16 protein-coding genes are annotated in these 16,195 nt (G+C 37.6%); all 16 read left to right on the top strand.

Annotated elements, in window-relative coordinates:
* Nucleotides 1-962: 962 nt before the first annotated feature.
* The 16 genes from J2Z40_RS09555 (at nt 963) to J2Z40_RS09480 (ending at nt 16,055) form a co-directional block, all read left to right on the top strand.
* Nucleotides 963-1,235 carry an HU family DNA-binding protein gene (locus J2Z40_RS09555; protein WP_053476815.1) on the top strand — a complete coding sequence of 91 codons (273 nt, stop codon included), beginning with the start codon at nt 963-965 and terminating at the stop codon, nt 1,233-1,235.
* 407 nt (nt 1,236-1,642) lie between these two features.
* Nucleotides 1,643-2,209: a GTP cyclohydrolase I FolE gene (folE, locus tag J2Z40_RS09550; protein WP_066395493.1), complete on the top strand. Its 567-nt coding sequence runs from the start codon at nt 1,643-1,645 to the stop codon at nt 2,207-2,209.
* Nucleotides 2,210-2,243: 34 nt separating this feature from the next.
* Entirely contained in the window at nt 2,244-2,480 is a 237-nt protein-coding gene (gene mtrB, locus J2Z40_RS09545; protein ID WP_066395490.1) for a trp RNA-binding attenuation protein MtrB, read from the top strand.
* Between the two features lie 189 nt (nt 2,481-2,669).
* Nucleotides 2,670-3,458 (top strand): heptaprenyl diphosphate synthase component 1, encoded by a 789-nt coding sequence (locus J2Z40_RS09540; RefSeq protein WP_066395488.1) that lies wholly within the window; start codon nt 2,670-2,672, stop codon nt 3,456-3,458.
* A 5-nt stretch (nt 3,459-3,463) separates the two neighbouring features.
* The gene (locus J2Z40_RS09535; protein WP_066395485.1) at nt 3,464-4,171 is read left to right on the top strand and encodes a demethylmenaquinone methyltransferase; all 708 of its coding nucleotides are present in this window, start codon (nt 3,464-3,466) and stop codon (nt 4,169-4,171) included.
* A 97-nt stretch (nt 4,172-4,268) separates the two neighbouring features.
* The gene (gene hepT / locus J2Z40_RS09530; protein WP_066395483.1) at nt 4,269-5,231 is read left to right on the top strand and encodes a heptaprenyl diphosphate synthase component II; all 963 of its coding nucleotides are present in this window, start codon (nt 4,269-4,271) and stop codon (nt 5,229-5,231) included.
* A gap of 98 nt (nt 5,232-5,329) precedes the next feature.
* Nucleotides 5,330-5,776 carry a nucleoside-diphosphate kinase gene (gene ndk / locus J2Z40_RS09525; RefSeq protein WP_066395480.1) on the top strand — a complete coding sequence of 149 codons (447 nt, stop codon included), beginning with the start codon at nt 5,330-5,332 and terminating at the stop codon, nt 5,774-5,776.
* Nucleotides 5,777-5,977: 201 nt separating this feature from the next.
* Entirely contained in the window at nt 5,978-6,751 is a 774-nt protein-coding gene (locus J2Z40_RS09520; RefSeq protein ID WP_066395478.1) for a CheR family methyltransferase, read from the top strand.
* 434 nt (nt 6,752-7,185) lie between these two features.
* Entirely contained in the window at nt 7,186-8,358 is a 1,173-nt protein-coding gene (gene aroC / locus J2Z40_RS09515; RefSeq protein WP_066395476.1) for a chorismate synthase, read from the top strand.
* A 1-nt stretch (nt 8,359) separates the two neighbouring features.
* Nucleotides 8,360-9,430: a 3-dehydroquinate synthase gene (gene aroB, locus J2Z40_RS09510; protein WP_066395473.1), complete on the top strand. Its 1,071-nt coding sequence runs from the start codon at nt 8,360-8,362 to the stop codon at nt 9,428-9,430.
* 14 nt (nt 9,431-9,444) lie between these two features.
* A complete protein-coding gene (gene aroH, locus J2Z40_RS09505; protein WP_066395470.1) occupies nt 9,445-9,822 on the top strand; it encodes a chorismate mutase in 378 nt (125 codons plus the stop codon).
* 24 nt (nt 9,823-9,846) lie between these two features.
* Nucleotides 9,847-10,962 (top strand): histidinol-phosphate transaminase, encoded by a 1,116-nt coding sequence (hisC, locus tag J2Z40_RS09500; RefSeq protein ID WP_066395467.1) that lies wholly within the window; start codon nt 9,847-9,849, stop codon nt 10,960-10,962.
* A gap of 66 nt (nt 10,963-11,028) precedes the next feature.
* Complete coding sequence (locus J2Z40_RS09495) at nt 11,029-12,129, top strand: prephenate dehydrogenase (protein WP_066395460.1); 1,101 nt, start codon at nt 11,029-11,031, stop codon at nt 12,127-12,129.
* 44 nt (nt 12,130-12,173) lie between these two features.
* Nucleotides 12,174-13,451 carry a 3-phosphoshikimate 1-carboxyvinyltransferase gene (aroA, locus tag J2Z40_RS09490; RefSeq protein ID WP_066395457.1) on the top strand — a complete coding sequence of 426 codons (1,278 nt, stop codon included), beginning with the start codon at nt 12,174-12,176 and terminating at the stop codon, nt 13,449-13,451.
* Nucleotides 13,452-13,836: 385 nt separating this feature from the next.
* Nucleotides 13,837-14,736 carry a hypothetical protein gene (locus J2Z40_RS09485; protein ID WP_066395455.1) on the top strand — a complete coding sequence of 300 codons (900 nt, stop codon included), beginning with the start codon at nt 13,837-13,839 and terminating at the stop codon, nt 14,734-14,736.
* Between the two features lie 62 nt (nt 14,737-14,798).
* Entirely contained in the window at nt 14,799-16,055 is a 1,257-nt protein-coding gene (locus J2Z40_RS09480; protein WP_066395453.1) for a tetratricopeptide repeat protein, read from the top strand.
* The last annotated feature ends 140 nt before the right edge of the window (nt 16,056-16,195 follow it).

Genomic DNA, 16,195 nt, shown 5'->3' with positions numbered 1-16,195 from the left:
CGTCTATATTAATACAATAGGAGATTTTTTTATGCCTGTAAAATAATACATACTATTAATCCCCATTTTTTTGTAAGTCTTTTGCAAGACTAGTGTTAATAAGCGGAAAATTTCCGCCTGTTTTCTCGAAAAAATCAAAAATGGGGGATTTTTCTTTGAGTAACCGGAAAATCTCCGCTTATTTCCCCAAAAATATGATTCATTCTGGATTTAACCGGAATTATTCCGCTTATTTTACTTGTTCGATCACGGACAAGCCTCCTCATTTTGCTGTATAAAGGTTACCCATGTCACAAGTAAGTGAGCTTTTATGCAAGGACGTTCTTTAGCAAATTCAAATACCTCGCCAACGAATGAAGTGGTAGTTGAGGAATGGGTCATTTGATGATAAAAAATGCAGAGGATGCAATGCCTCTATGTTGGTCTAAATGTATGTGATTTTGCATGAAATTGACTTGTTGAATGGGTCTTTTCTACTTCACTACTGACCTACTTAGTTTTTGAATACAGCCTTCTTTTTTAGGTTTATTGATTGAAAATCCGTATAAATTGACTTGCTATTAGTGGAGACTATTCTACAGAATTTATTCCCCCTTAACTACAGTGTAAACCTACATATGAGCAAAAATAAGAAAACTTTCCCATTAATACGTGAAATATTCTTGATAACCTTAAATGATTGTGATAATCTTTTAACTGAATTAACTCAAAAAGTGTTCAAACCCTTATTATTAAAGGACTTTTTAAATTAAATGGATTGAAATTTCTCCGTTTATGATTTATTATTGTGCATGGTTAAACAAAATTTCATGAAAACGTTTAGAAATCAGTAATTTTGATTACAAATGTAAGTAAGATTACCATTATGAGCTAGCAGGATGTAGCTTTCTTCTGTTTATATTCTTTCTTAGCTTCTAGTGTATAGACGTTTTTCGATTATTTTTTGGGAGGAGGTGAAAGGCATGAATAAGACAGAACTAATTAATGCAGTTGCTGAAAGCAGCGAGCTTTCTAAGAAGGACGCTACTAAAGCAGTTGACGCTGTATTTGATGCAATCTTAGATGCTTTAAAAAATGGTGATAAAGTTCAACTAATTGGTTTCGGTAACTTTGAGGTTCGTGAACGTGCAGCACGTAAAGGACGCAACCCACAAACAGGCGAGGAAATTGAAATCGCTGCTAGTAAAGTACCTGCTTTTAAACCAGGTAAAGCATTGAAAGATGCAGTTAAATAAGTACATAAAGTGCTAAAGGCTTTTCTTTCAGTTAAAAACCGCGAGTTACTCGCGGTTTTTTTGCTTGAAAGGTGGAAAAATATACAATCGCATGTTGCTTTGGATAAAATGTGAATGGCTTGTTCTTTCGTCCAATTCACAAGGAACACTTTGACAGGATATGCATCACACAAGTATAAGTAATTTTCATATAAGTGAGCGCTATCAAATTTCAGTATTGCTCCACAACGATTTCGTCAAGCACGGTATGGCTTATGCTCACACGTGTTTCGTATATCGAAAGGGGCAATCTTTTGTAGTTTGTACAGCGATGAGTAAGGCGCTTTTCTGTATTTGTTCATGGGAAATGAATATGCTAATATGGACATATTATAATAGATTACATTGTAATTTGAGGAGGAAGTACGATGGCAGAAGTAAATCGTCCGCAGATTGAAGAAGCGGTACGTTTGATATTAGAAGCAATTGGGGAAGATCCAAATCGTGAAGGTTTACTCGACACCCCGAAAAGGGTTGCAAAAATGTATGAGGAAGTTTTCCAAGGCTTGAATCAAGATCCAAAGGAATACTTTGAAACCGTTTTTGGCGAGGATCATGAGGAAGTAGTTTTAGTGAAGGATATTCCTTTTTATTCAATGTGTGAACATCATCTAGTCCCATTTTTCGGTAAGGCACATGTTGCCTATATTCCACGAAATGGAAAGGTTACAGGCCTAAGCAAACTTGCTAGAGCTGTTGAAGCAGTTGCAAAAAGACCCCAACTTCAAGAACGAATTACATCAACTGTTGCAGATTCCATAATAGAAACGTTAGATCCCCACGGAGCAATGGTCGTCGTTGAAGCGGAACATATGTGCATGACTATGCGTGGTGTGAAGAAGCCCGGATCACAAACAATCACAACTGCTGTAAGAGGAATCTTTGCTGAGGATGATAAGGCAAGAGCAGAAGTGCTTTCATTAATCAAATTCTAGGAACAATTTAGACTATGAGTAAAAGGGTGTTACCATGGAGAATCGTGTTCAATTAGGAAATGAATATATTGTGATAAAAGCAAAAGAAGATGGTGTTCATGTAATCGGACTGACAAGAGGATCAGACACGAAATTTCATCATTCTGAAAAGCTTGATTCTGGGGAATTATTGATTGCACAATTTACTGAGCATACCTCTGCGATAAAAATAAGAGGAAATGCAACCGTATTAACAAAACATGGTGAAGTTGAAAGCGAACCGAAAAAATAAACAGCATAGAAAAATGTGTATGTGTTCACAAATCATCGAAATTCTTCTAACAATGCATAATAATTTATGATATAATGATTTCTGCCTTATGTATATTTAGAGATAGGAATTTAGAGGGATTAATTTCCTTTATTGTATATAAATTTTGCAGAGAAACGAAGAAAACACAGGGGAAACAAGGGTGATTGCATGCGAAACATGATGATACTATTAGCAGATGTGAAAGAGCAAATCGAGAATAAGATTAAGCACCCTTACTTATTTAAGCATATTGAGACGCCAATAATAGATGAAGACATGTTATTGCTTCTCATTGCTTATCTTAGCAAGGAGCGGTTGCCTGACGATAAATTGCAGCAATACTGTATAACGATTATGCTCATTCAAATTGCCCTTGATACCCATGAGACCGTATCCAATCAGAAATTAGATGCTGAAAATCTTAAGCCTAGACAATTAACTGTATTAGCTGGTGTGTACTACAGTGGTTTATATTATAAGATCCTTTCTGAAATTGATGAAATTGGAATGATTCGGCTATTAGCTGAGGGAATTAAAGATATTAATGAACACAAGATCTCCCTCTATCAAAAGGATATGGATCATGTGGATGCGCTTATGAATGATGTGAAAATGATCGAGTCTTCTTTATTTGTTAAAATCACTTCTTATTTGGATGACACATATTGGAGTGAATTTGCATCCAACCTTTTATTCATCAAACGGTTAAAAGCAGAAAGGGACTTGTTTTTAAATGGAAGGGAATCAGTCGTTTTTGATGCATTAAAAAAAGTAACGTTATCAAACGATGAGAAGGACTTGCTCGCCATTTGTGATGAATATTTGAATGGTTCAAGAAAGCTGATTCAGGAAAATCTGTTAAACATTCCCCAAGTAGATGAACTAGTGGATAAAAGAATCCAATCAATCCTTAATGACAGTCAATCCTTAGCAAATACATTTGTGGAAGAAGGGTAAGAAGTATGCAGCAATCAAAAGAAGAACGCGTCCATCATGTATTCGAAAAGATATATGGCAACTATGATAAAATGAACTCCGTTATTAGTTTTCAACAGCATTTAAGATGGCGTAAGGATACGATGAAAAAAATGGATGTACAAAAAGGGGAAAAAGCATTGGACGTTTGCTGCGGAACCGCGGACTGGACGATTGCTTTAGCAGAGGCTGTTGGTGAAAAAGGAGAAGTTATTGGTCTTGATTTCAGTAGAAACATGCTGAAAATTGGTGAACAAAAAGTAAAAGATCAAAACTTAAAGCAAGTTCAATTAGTCCATGGAAACGCAATGGAGCTGCCATTTCCTGATAATACCTTTGATTATGTGACGATCGGCTTTGGGTTACGAAATGTACCTGACTATATGCAAGTTCTTAAAGAAATGCATCGAGTAGTCAAGCCTGGTGGTTTAGCTGTTTGTCTTGAGACATCTCAACCTACGATGATTGGCTTTAAACAAGCGTATTATTTTTACTTCCGATTCATTATGCCATTTTTCGGTAAACTATTTGCAAAGAGCTATAAGGAATACTCATGGCTGCAAGAGTCTGCTCGTGATTTTCCAGGAATGAAGGAGCTTGCTAATATGTTTGAAAATGCTGGGTTTGATGAAGTTAGCTATAAAGCATATACCGGGGGAGTAGCTGCGGTTCATATTGGTAAAAAAGAAAAATAATTTTTTTTCTGAATGCTTTTTCATAGGATAGTTTGTCTAATTGAACGCTCATATATGGAATCAGCAGACAGGATCGATAAGCTGGGTGAGTAAAGATATGAAATTAAAAATGATGTATTCATTTTTGAATTCAGATTTAACGATTATAGAAGAATCACTTGAGGAAACAGTTCAAGCGGAGTCTCCCCTATTGAATCAAGCATCCCTGCACTTATTAAAAGCCGGGGGGAAACGAATCCGCCCCGTTTTTGTTTTGCTTGCTGGAAAATTTGGAGATTACGACATTGATCGAATAAAGAATGTGGCTGTTTCTCTTGAACTAATACATATGGCTTCACTTGTTCATGATGATGTGGTGGACGATGCAGAATTGCGTCGAGGCAAACGGACCATTAAGGCGAAATGGGATAATCGTATTGCCATGTACACGGGTGATTATATTTTTGCACGTGCTCTTGAATTAATGACAAAAGTTGAAAAACCGTTTGCCCATCAAATTTTAGCTAATACATTAGTGGAACTGTGTATCGGCGAAATTGAACAAATCAAGGATAAATATAATTATGAGCAAAATATTCGTACTTATTTACGGAGAATCAAACGGAAAACGGCTATATTGATTGCAGTTAGTTGTCAGCTTGGTGCGATAGCAGCAGATGTAGAAGAGGAAATACATAAAAAGCTTTATCGTTTCGGGTATTATGTAGGGATGTCTTATCAAATAATTGATGATGTTCTTGACTTTACTAGTACGGAAAAGCAACTTGGAAAGCCAGCAGGAGATGATCTCCACCAGGGCAATATTACCCTCCCTGTCCTTTTGGCTATGAAGGATAATAAGATTCGAGAAAAGATCACACAAGTCCAAGAGACAACAAATCGGGAAGAAATTGAAAAAATTATTGTCCTAATTAAACAATCAGGTGCGATTGAACAATCCTTACGAATAAGTGATCAGTATTTGCATAAAGCACTAAAGATTCTAAATGAGTTGCCACAGAATCGAGCAAAGAAAACATTAAGTGACATCGCAAAGATTATCGGAAAAAGAAAATTCTAAATCCTACTCATATTGCTAAATTATCAAAAAAATGATAATATTTGTATGAATTGTCATCATAGGTAATTCACTATACATAAGCTTTAGGAGTGGAGATCATGGAAAAAACATTTTTAATGGTAAAGCCAGACGGTGTTCAACGCAACTTAATTGGTGAAATAGTTTCTCGTTTCGAAAAGAAAGGTTTCCAACTAGTAGGTGGAAAACTTATGAGTATTTCGCAAGCGCTTGCAGAAGAGCATTATGGTGAGCATAAAGAGCGCCCGTTTTTCGGAGAATTAGTTGATTTTATTACTTCAGGTCCAGTTTTCGCAATGGTTTGGGAAGGCGAAAATGTAATTGCTACAGCACGTCAAATGATGGGTTCAACAAATCCTAAGGATGCTGCACCTGGAACAATTCGCGGAGATTTCGGAATAACAGTAGGAAAAAACGTGATTCACGGATCTGATTCACCAACAAGCGCAGAGCGTGAAATTGGCCTATTCTTCAAAGAAGAAGAACTAGTTGAATATTCAAAGTTAATCAACGAGTGGATTAACTAAAAGCTGAATATTTAATGGTTTTTATAAATGAGAAAAGCACTTGCATTTTGCGAGTGCTTTTCTCATGGGGCGGAATCAGCTAGGATAATTAGTAAAAATAAGTAAAAAAAATTTCAATTATATATGCCTTATTCTTTCACTTTTCAGCTATACTTAAATCATACATATTCAATTTAGCACTAGTATAGAGGAGAAGAAAGAATGGCGCATGATTATCAAAGCTTTATCGTCAGTATAAAAAAGAAAACAGGGATTGACCTCTCCTTGTATAAAGAAGCACAAATGAAAAGAAGGCTCTTATCGCTTTGTGAAAAGAAGGGATTTTCATCCTTTAATGAATATTTTTCTGCAATTAGCAAAGATCAACATTTGTTAAATGAATTTCTTGATCGTATGACGATTAATGTTTCGGAGTTTTACCGTAATGCCAAAAGATGGGAAGTACTAGAGAAAAAGATCCTGCCAAATTTACTTGCCAAAAATAAACGGATAAAAATTTGGAGTGCCGCCTGTTCGACGGGAGAGGAACCATATACACTTGCGATGATTATGTCAAAATTCCTGCCGCTCTCCCAAGTACAAGTTCTTGCTACCGACCTAGACGAGAATGTCATTGCTAGAGCGAAGATCGGTGTCTATCCAGAAAGATCATTGAATGAAGTGCCAGAAGAAATGAAACGAAAGTATTTTAAGAAAGAAGGCAGCTTCTATAAAGTAGCCGATGAAATTAAAAAAACAGTAACTTTTCGTAAACAAAATTTATTAGCTGATCCATTTGGTGGACCATTCGATTTAATTGTTTGCCGCAATGTACTTATTTATTTTACAGAAGAAGCGAAGGATGAGCTGTACTTAAAATTTAGCGGAGCTTTAAATCAAGATGGAATCTTTTTTGTTGGAAGCACTGAGCAAATCTTTAATCCAGGCAAATATAATTTTGAAACAGAAGATACCTTTTTTTATAGAAAGCTTTGAAATCAAGTCTAGAGAAATCTGGGCTTTTTTCTTTGTTTCGGAAATTATAATAGAATGTTGTGGTTAACTTTGCGACAAGTTCTGCGTCTAGCTCCACAAGGAATACTTCAGCAGCATAAGCATCGCACGAGTATAAGTGTTTTTTTCTTATAGGAGGAGCGCCTATCCCCGACGTACAGGACGTCGCGTTTTGTCGACCTCGAGATCACAAGCCAATCCTCTAAAGATCGGTAAAGGACACCTTTTTAGTGAGGCTCTTCTTGTTCTATGCCTGAAGCTGATCAAGGCGCTTGTGCATTTGTTCTTTTGAGTAAGAATGCATTTCATGTTAAAATGCATTAAATATAGAAATATTCTATTTTTTACTATTTTTATTATTTATCATATGTTATATTGATACATAATCCTTTAATGAGTTGAAGGGGGAAAGAGTTTTGAGATACTTAACTTCGGGTGAATCCCATGGTCCGCAATTGACTACGATCATTGAAGGGCTTCCAGCTGGAATGCCTTTGCACGATACGGACATTAATAATGAACTAGCCAGACGCCAAAAAGGATATGGCAGAGGCAGAAGAATGCAAATTGAGAAAGATACAGTAGAGATTGTCGGTGGCATTCGACATGGATATACACTTGGTTCGCCAGTCGGATTAGTTGTAGAAAACAATGATTGGAAGCATTGGACGAAGATTATGGGGCAGGAACCGCTTGCTCCAAATGAAGAGGATGAAGTAAAAAGAAAAGTGACGCGTCCACGTCCAGGACATGCAGACTTAAATGGCGCTATAAAATATGGCCATCGAGATATGCGCAATGTTCTTGAACGATCATCTGCAAGAGAAACGACTGTAAGGGTCGCAGCAGGTGCTGTTGCCAAAAAGCTGTTAAAGGAGCTTGGCATTAATATTGCCTCCCATGTGACAGAAATTGGTGGTGTAGCTTCGTCTGTAAAAGCTTATGATTCTCTTGAAAACTTAAAAGAAATAACAGAAAACTCACCAGTTAGATGCCTGGATCCAGAAGCTGAAAAGAAGATGATGAATGCAATTGATGAAGCAAAGCAACAAGGTGATTCCATTGGAGGCGTTGTTGAGGTCATAGCTGAAGGAATGCCTTCTGGTGTAGGAAGCTATGTTCATTATGATCGAAAGCTGGATGCAAAGTTGGCTAGTGCGATCATGAGTATTAATGCCTTTAAAGGTGTAGAAATAGGTATTGGCTTTGAAGCGGCAAGTAAGCCGGGCAGTGAGGTTCATGATGAAATCCTGTGGACCGAAGAAAGAGGCTATTATCGAAGAACCAACCGTTTAGGTGGTCTAGAAGGCGGCATGACGACAGGGATGCCAATTATAGTAAGAGGGGTTATGAAACCAATTCCAACACTTTATAAGCCATTGCAAAGTGTTGATATTGAAACGAAAGAGCCGTTTACAGCTAGTATAGAACGTTCTGATAGCTGTGCCGTACCGGCTGCTGCTGTTGTTGCCGAGAATGTCGTTGCTTGGGAATTGGCATCTGCAATTGTGGAGCAATTTTATTCCGATCGATTTGAGACATTAAAGGAACTAGTCGAGCAACAGCGTACATTTGCAAGGGAGTTTTAATATGAAGCCGATGATGATTGAGACTCCTTCTAAAGTGTATCCTGTCCACATTGGAAGTGGAATCATCGAGCATTTGCCCGCATTTATTTATAGGGCTTTTCCTAATTTAACAAATATAATGATCATCACAGATGAGACTGTTGCCAATTTATATCTTCCTGCTCTTCAAAGGGTTTTAACCCCATTTAATCAAAAATCATGTATTGTTCCTAGTGGTGAAAAAGCCAAAACATTTGAAGTGTATCAGGAATGTATCACATTTGCTCTTGAAAACAAGCTTGATCGTAAATCATTAGTACTTTCATTTGGGGGAGGTGCGGTTGGAGATCTTGGTGGATTTGTTGCAGCTACTTTTATGAGGGGCATCCCATTCATTCAAGTGCCGACAACCATTCTCGCCCATGATAGTGCTGTCGGTGGAAAGGTAGCGATAAATCATCCGCTAGGGAAAAATATGGTCGGTGTTTTTAATCAGCCAGAAGCTGTTTTTTATGATTTATCCTTTCTTCATACCCTGCCATCCCATGAGAGAAGATCAGGTTTTGCTGAAGTAATTAAGCATGGACTTATTAAAGATCCTTCCTTTTATTCCTGGTTACTGGCGCATATTTCTTCATTAGAACAATTAACAGAAGATGAACTAAGCTACATGCTAACGAGAGGGATTGAAATAAAAGGGGAATTTGTTTCTAAGGATGAAAAAGAAACAAGTATTCGTGCCTTTCTCAATTTTGGACACACACTTGGCCATGCGATAGAAGCTGAGATGGGTTACGGAAAATGGACTCACGGAGAAGCAATTGTAATAGGGATGCTCTTTGCACTGTCGCTAAGTCGAAAAAAGGCTGGTTTGTCTTTTAATAGTGAACAATTAAAAGAATGGCTAGTTCAAATTGGTTATGAAACGAACTTGCCAGCAGAATTGGATAAAAGGAAACTAGTTGAACGAATGAAGCAAGATAAGAAATCGGTAGGGCAAATGGTGAATTTTGTTTTATTAAAAGAAATAGGGCAGCCTGTGTTATATGAAATGACGGATGAGGAGTTATTAAAGGAGCTATCAATATTTTAAAAAGGGGAGATTGTATGATACGAGGGGTGAGAGGAGCGACCACTGTTCAAAAGGATGAAGAAAAAGAAATTATTGAAGCGACAGAAAGTTTACTTCGAAAAATGATAAAAGAAAATAAAATTGAAGCAGATATGGTTGCTTCTGTTTTTATTTCTGTAACGGAAGACATTACAGCTGCTTTTCCAGCAAAAGCAATGAGATTAATTTCTGGCTGGACGTTTGTTCCTGTTATGTGCATGAGAGAAATACCTGTAAAATCCTCATTAGATAAATGCATACGGGTCATGATGCATGTGAATACAGCCATTGCTCAGCATGAGATAACACATATTTATTTAGAAGAAGCAATTCGTTTACGCCCAGATCTTCAGGCTGGGGACAGCACCCAATAAATTGACTAAGATAGGTGAATTATCATGAAATGGAAAGAGCAGCTGCTTCATTTAAATTCTTATCAGCCAGGGAAATCCATCGATGAAGTGAAAAGCCTTTATGGTCTTGACTCGGTCGTTAAGCTTGCTTCCAATGAAAATCCATTTGGCTGTTCGAAAAATGCACGACAAGCAATGAGTCTATCAAATTCTGAATTTCCGTTATATCCTGATGGGTATGCAACAGACATACGTACAGCTTTAGCCAAACACTTAGCCGTAACTGAAGAACAGCTTGTATTTGGAAATGGGTCAGATGAATTGATCCAAATGATCTCAAGAGCATTATTATCTTCTGGGCGAAATACGGTAATGGCTGAATCAACTTTTCCTCAATATCGACATAATGCAGTGATCGAAGATGCAGAAATAAGAGAGATTCCTTTGCGAAATGGCGAGCATGACCTGGATCGGATGCTAGAAGCCATTGATCACAATACTTCAATTGTTTGGATATGTAATCCGAATAACCCGACAGGCCATTATATTGCTGAAAACGAGTTAAGGTCATTTTTGGAAAGGGTCCCAACGGATACACTTGTTGTTCTTGACGAGGCGTATTATGAATATGTAGTGGCTGACGATTATAGTAAGTCTACTCATTTATTAAGTACATTTTCTAATATTATTATTCTTCGTACATTTTCTAAAATCTATGGCTTAGCAAGCTTAAGACTTGGTTATGGAATTAGCAGTGCAGAAATAATCCGTACGTTGGAGCCAGTCAGAGCTCCTTTTAACGTCAATCTTATTGCCCAATCTGTTGGCATAGCTGCATTAAGTGATCAGTCCTTTATATCGGAGTGTAGGGAGAAAAATAGAAATGGGCTTGATCAATTTTATCGATTTTGTAATGAAAATCGTTTAGACTACTATCCGTCACAAGCGAATTTTATTTTGATCAACTTTAGAACAGATGGAAATGAGGTATTTCAATACCTGCTTGAAAGAGGGTATATTGTTCGTTCAGGGAGAGCCCTTGGATTCCCTACTTCCGTACGTGTAACAGTTGGATCACAAGCACAAAATGAAGGGGTAATAAAAGAAATGGGTGAATATATAACATCCATTAGGAAAGTTTCAGAAGGAGTTAAACAATAAAAGAAGGATGAGAAATTCAGAGGCTATTTAGCCTCTGAATTTCTTTAAAAGGGAGGGGAGAGGCAGATGAAAGGCCGTGTTTTTATCATTGGGTTAGGATTAATTGGAGGCTCTCTTGCACTATGTGTAAAGAATCAGCATAAAGATGCGGTGATCATTGGCTTTGATGTAAATAGAGAACAAGCGCGGCTTGCCAAAATGTTAACAATAATTGATGATATCGCTGAAACGATTGAAAGTGGAGCGGAACATGCTGACCTCGTATTAATTGCCACACCTGTTAAAGAGACCGAACGGATATTGCAGTTATTAGCTAAGACCAAGCTACAACCGCATGTAATAATTTCGGATGCAGGCAGCACAAAGGAGCAAATTGTTAATCAATCAAACCTGCTCAAAGAAAGAGGGATCGCATTTATTGGCGGTCATCCAATGGCTGGCTCTCATAAAAGTGGGGTCACTGCTGCAAAATCGATTTTATTCGAGAATGCCTTTTACATACTTACTCCCGAAGAGCATATTCATGAGCAGCAGCTTTTGCAATTGCAAGATTGGTTAGCTGGAACGAAGGCGAAATTTTTAATCATGACACCTGAGGAGCATGATTACTTAACAGGGGTTATCAGTCATTTTCCGCATATTGTCGCCGCATCGCTTGTACACCAAGCTGAAAGAAAGAGTGAAACACAAAAGCTTGTCCCAAGGTTAGCAGCTGGCGGCTTTAGAGATGTCACAAGGATCGCTTCTAGCAGCCCTGAGATGTGGAGAGATATTTTGCTCCATAATAAAGCGGTTCTATTACATTTATTCACTGACTGGCAACATGAAATGAAACGAATCGAAAATATGTTACAATCAGAAAATGGAGAAGAGATTCTTGCTTATTTTGCACAGGCAAAGCAGTTTAGAGATGAGTTGCCAAAAAAGCAAAGAGGAGCAATTCCGGCTTTCTACGATTTATTTGTTGATGTGCCGGATTATCCAGGTGTGATTTCCGAAATATCGGGGATTCTTGCTCACGAGGAGATAAGCATTACAAATATACGAATACTTGAAACACGCGAGGAAATCTACGGTGTTTTAGTCATTAGCTTTCAAACTGATGAGGATCGTGAACGTGCAAATACATGTATTCATTTGAATACTAGCTATGAAACATCTATTTAAATTGAACGTGCAAGTGTATCTCTAGAGGGGAGGAGTATGAGAGTATGGAATTACTTACAAATATAAAAGGATTAAATGGTGAAATAGCTATTCCAGGGGATAAATCGATCTCACATCGCGCAATTATGTTCGGTGCAATCGCAAATGGGGAAACAATTGTCACCAATTTTTTACTTGGAGACGATTGCTTAAGTACAATTCAGTGCTTTAGAAAATTAGGAGTACATATTAAACAGCAGGATGAGAAAGTGATTATTGCTGGCAAGGGATTCTCAGGCTTAAAAGAGCCTGCCGAAGTATTGGATGTTGGGAATTCTGGAACGACGATCCGATTATTAATTGGAATATTATCAGGACTTCCATTTCATTCCATTCTAATAGGGGATCAATCGATCGGGAAAAGACCAATGACAAGAGTAACGAAACCATTGCGTACATTCGGAGCTGCTATTCAGGGGCGTCAAAATGGCGAGTATACCCCATTATCAATTAAGGGTGGAAACTTGTCAGGCATTGAATATACGCTTCAGGTTGCGAGTGCCCAAGTGAAATCCTCCCTGCTATTTGCAGGCTTACAGGCGAATGGAACGACAGCTATTATTGAGCCAGTAAAAACAAGAGATCATACAGAGCGAATGATCAAGCAATTCGGCGGGGATATTGAAATTAATGACCAAACTGTTCGATTAAATGGCGGGCAAGCATTGACAGGAACAACTGTTCAAGTGCCTGGTGATATTTCTTCTGCAGCCTTCTTTTTAGTTGCTGGAGCCATAATGCCAAATAGTGAAATTAAATTAACGAATGTGGGCTTAAATCCAACACGAACGGGTATTATTGAAGTAATGAAGGCGATGGGTGCTAATTTAACGATCATGAATGAAGAGAAGGATGCGAGTGAACCTCGTGGAGATCTTTTGATAAAAACATCGACATTGAAGGGCGTAACAATCGCCGGAGATATCATCCCAAGACTGATAGATGAGATTCCTATTATCGCTCTATTAGCAACCCAAGCAGATGGTGTGACGATTATTAAGGATGCAGAAGAACTAAAAGTGAAGGAAACAAACCGGATTGATACGGTAGTCAAAGAGTTAACAAAGCTTGGCGCTGTAATTGAAGCGACCGCTGATGGGATGATTATTCAAGGAAATACGAAGCTAACTGGCGGCGACGTTTCGAGCCATGGTGATCATCGAATTGGGATGATGCTTGCGATTGCTGCAATGCTTTGTACAAGGAATGTGACTCTTGAAAAGAAAGAAGCCATTGATGTATCCTATCCTACTTTCTTTGACCATCTGCAATCACTCATTTAATAAAGGGCTGCCCTGGCAGCTCTTATTGCTTTGTTCTTTAATAATCGCCCTTTTCTAAAAAGATTGTTGTTATTAAATCAACTGTTCGAATGAATAGTTTACCAACTAGGTTGGTTTATTGGAGGAAGGTGCGAGATCCTCGAAAATACTGTCGCGTCTCCTTTGTGCGGTGTGAATCCTAACAAGCATATTCAATGTCTACTTAGATGTTTTAGGACAGCTAGGACTTATGCAGGAGCGTTTGATCCGGTATGCTCAAGTAGGCTACCCAGCGGGTTCGGTAAGCAACCTGTAGTGGAAGTCACCTTTTGCTTAATAATAAATTGTCATATTTAAAAAAAATTATACATAGCTTGTCATAAGACCATTTGAAAAGGGGGGTTTTATGACATATATTATTGAAAACGCAACGATTTTAAAGGACCAGAGAATTACGAAAAATTCACTTCTAATTGAAAATGGAAGGATTCTATCAATAAAGCCAGCTTATAAACGATATCGTTATATTCGAATGAATGCAGCTCCGTATATTATGGCCCCCACGTCGACTCTGTTATTTAATGAGTTTCCATTTAATATGTCTTTCCAGGAACAGAAAAAGTTTTTCATTGATGAATTTATCCTTAAAGGCTGTACAACTTTTCTTACATTAGCAACGGTTAAACAAGAGAACAACTTATTAAAAGAAGTGAAACAGCTTAAGACAAGGCTGTTAAACAGTCCGATTGATTTTATAATTGGTGTAAGAGTTGCAATTAAACGATTAACTCCTGCATTTTTAAGAACATGTAAGCGGGAGAGGATACCAGCTATATTCGTTGAAGTTTCTGGAGTGGACGAGCTTGACCATTTGCCATGGGGGTGGCTGCGTGAAGCGATTTTTCCGTATAACAGCCCACTCATTCCCATTTTTATCAATCAGAATGAACGAGAGAGGAAGCATGCTGAAGTACAATGGAAAAGAAAAATGCAGGAAGAGAAGATGCCTTTTATCGAGCAGGAAATAGTAGAACAAGAACCAATTTCGTATTCAGCTCTAACAAAAATAGGCATTTACCCAAAAGTATCAAACATTCATCAAGGCTGTGAATTATCCTATAATCTTTATTTAAAAAGCAGGGAAATCAGAAAGATTGAAGAAGTTGAACTCTTTCATTATCATAGACATATGCTCGTTACAACGATTCATAAAGGGAATGTGATTCGTGCACAAAATCAAATAGAATTTCGTCCAGGGTTTGGGGAGCATATTCCAATTTCTACTCCTTCCTTTTTCTCAACTTAAAATAACTGAAAAAATGCCATAGATGTATGAAAAATTCTGTCTAATGCTGAAAGGAAATAATTATGGATAAAGTGAATAAAATGATTACATTGCTAGAAAACGCACAGCATGAAGAAGCAATGAAAATACAAAAAGAAATATTATTAAATGGATCACATGAGGAAAGATTTGTTCTTGGAGAAGAGCTATTTCAATATGGTTTTATTGAAGAAGCTAAACAATTATTTGAAAGACTACTTGAATCCTATCCTGAAGAAGGGGAGCTACTTGTCCTTTTAGCAGAATGCCATATTGATCTTGGACAAGAGGATGAAGCCGTTCTTGTTTTAGAACGATTGCAGGAGGATGACCCAAGTTTTCCGCAATCACTTTTATTACTAGCTGATTTATATCAAATGGAAGGTCTTTATGAGGTGAGTGAACAAAAGCTTTTGAGGGCTAAAGTAATTTTACCAGATGAAGTGATTATTGATTTTGCACTTGGAGAGCTTTATGCTGAGCAAGGTAAATTCTTGGAGGCTACAAAGGCCTATGAAAAGGTTTTGCAAAATGAAGATTTAATTGCTGGTGTGAATGTAAATCAACGAATGGCAGAAGTCCTTAGTGTTGGCGGAGCATTTGAAGAAGCACTGCCCTATTACGAAAAAGCAATGGATGAGAAAGTAGAAATTAATACTTTATTTAGTTTTGCCTTTACAGCATTGCAAGCTGGATACAATCGGACAGCGATCGAGAAATTTAATGAGTTAAAGGAGCTGGATCCAGAGTTCCATTCATTATATTTACATCTTGCAAAGGCATATGAGCGTGAAGAAGAGCTAGAAAATGGATTTCAAGCGATAAAATTGGGTATTATGCAAGATGAATACAATAAAGACCTTTATATCTATGGAGGAAAACTTGCATTAAAGATTGGCAAAGAAGAAGAAGCAGAGCAATTATTTAGAGAATCATTGGCTTTGGACCCTGAATTTACTGAAGCAGCTGTCATGTTAACGAAGCTTTTTCTGAAACAGGAAAAATATGATGATGTTTTGGAAATTACTGAAATGATGAATGACTTTGAAGAAGAAGAACCGAGACTGCTATGGGATGCAGCAATTGCCTATCAAGAACTTGAAGAATTTTCACAGGCATTAAACAAATACAATGACGCATATACTTATTTTAAAGAACAGCCAGATTTTCTTTCAGATTATGGTTATTTTTTAATCGAAGAAGGAAAAAGGGAAGAGGCTGCCGAAATTTTTAATATACTAATCAAATTAGAACCTAACAACCCAGAGTATCAAGATATAGTTCAAAGACTCTCGGAATAATCAATTATGTGTCTTACAGGAAAGTTAGAGGTTATCAAAATAGATAACTGTCTAGCTCCAGCGGCTACCCCCTCGAGGTCACAAGCCAATCCTCCCAGAAAGGTAAAGAACACCTTTCCGAGAGGCTCGTCTTGTGCTTG

The sequence above is a fragment of the Cytobacillus eiseniae genome, assembly GCF_017874625.1.
GTDB lineage: Bacteria > Bacillota > Bacilli > Bacillales > Cytobacillaceae > Cytobacillus > Cytobacillus eiseniae.
This window is presented reverse-complemented; position numbering and strand designations above follow the sequence as displayed.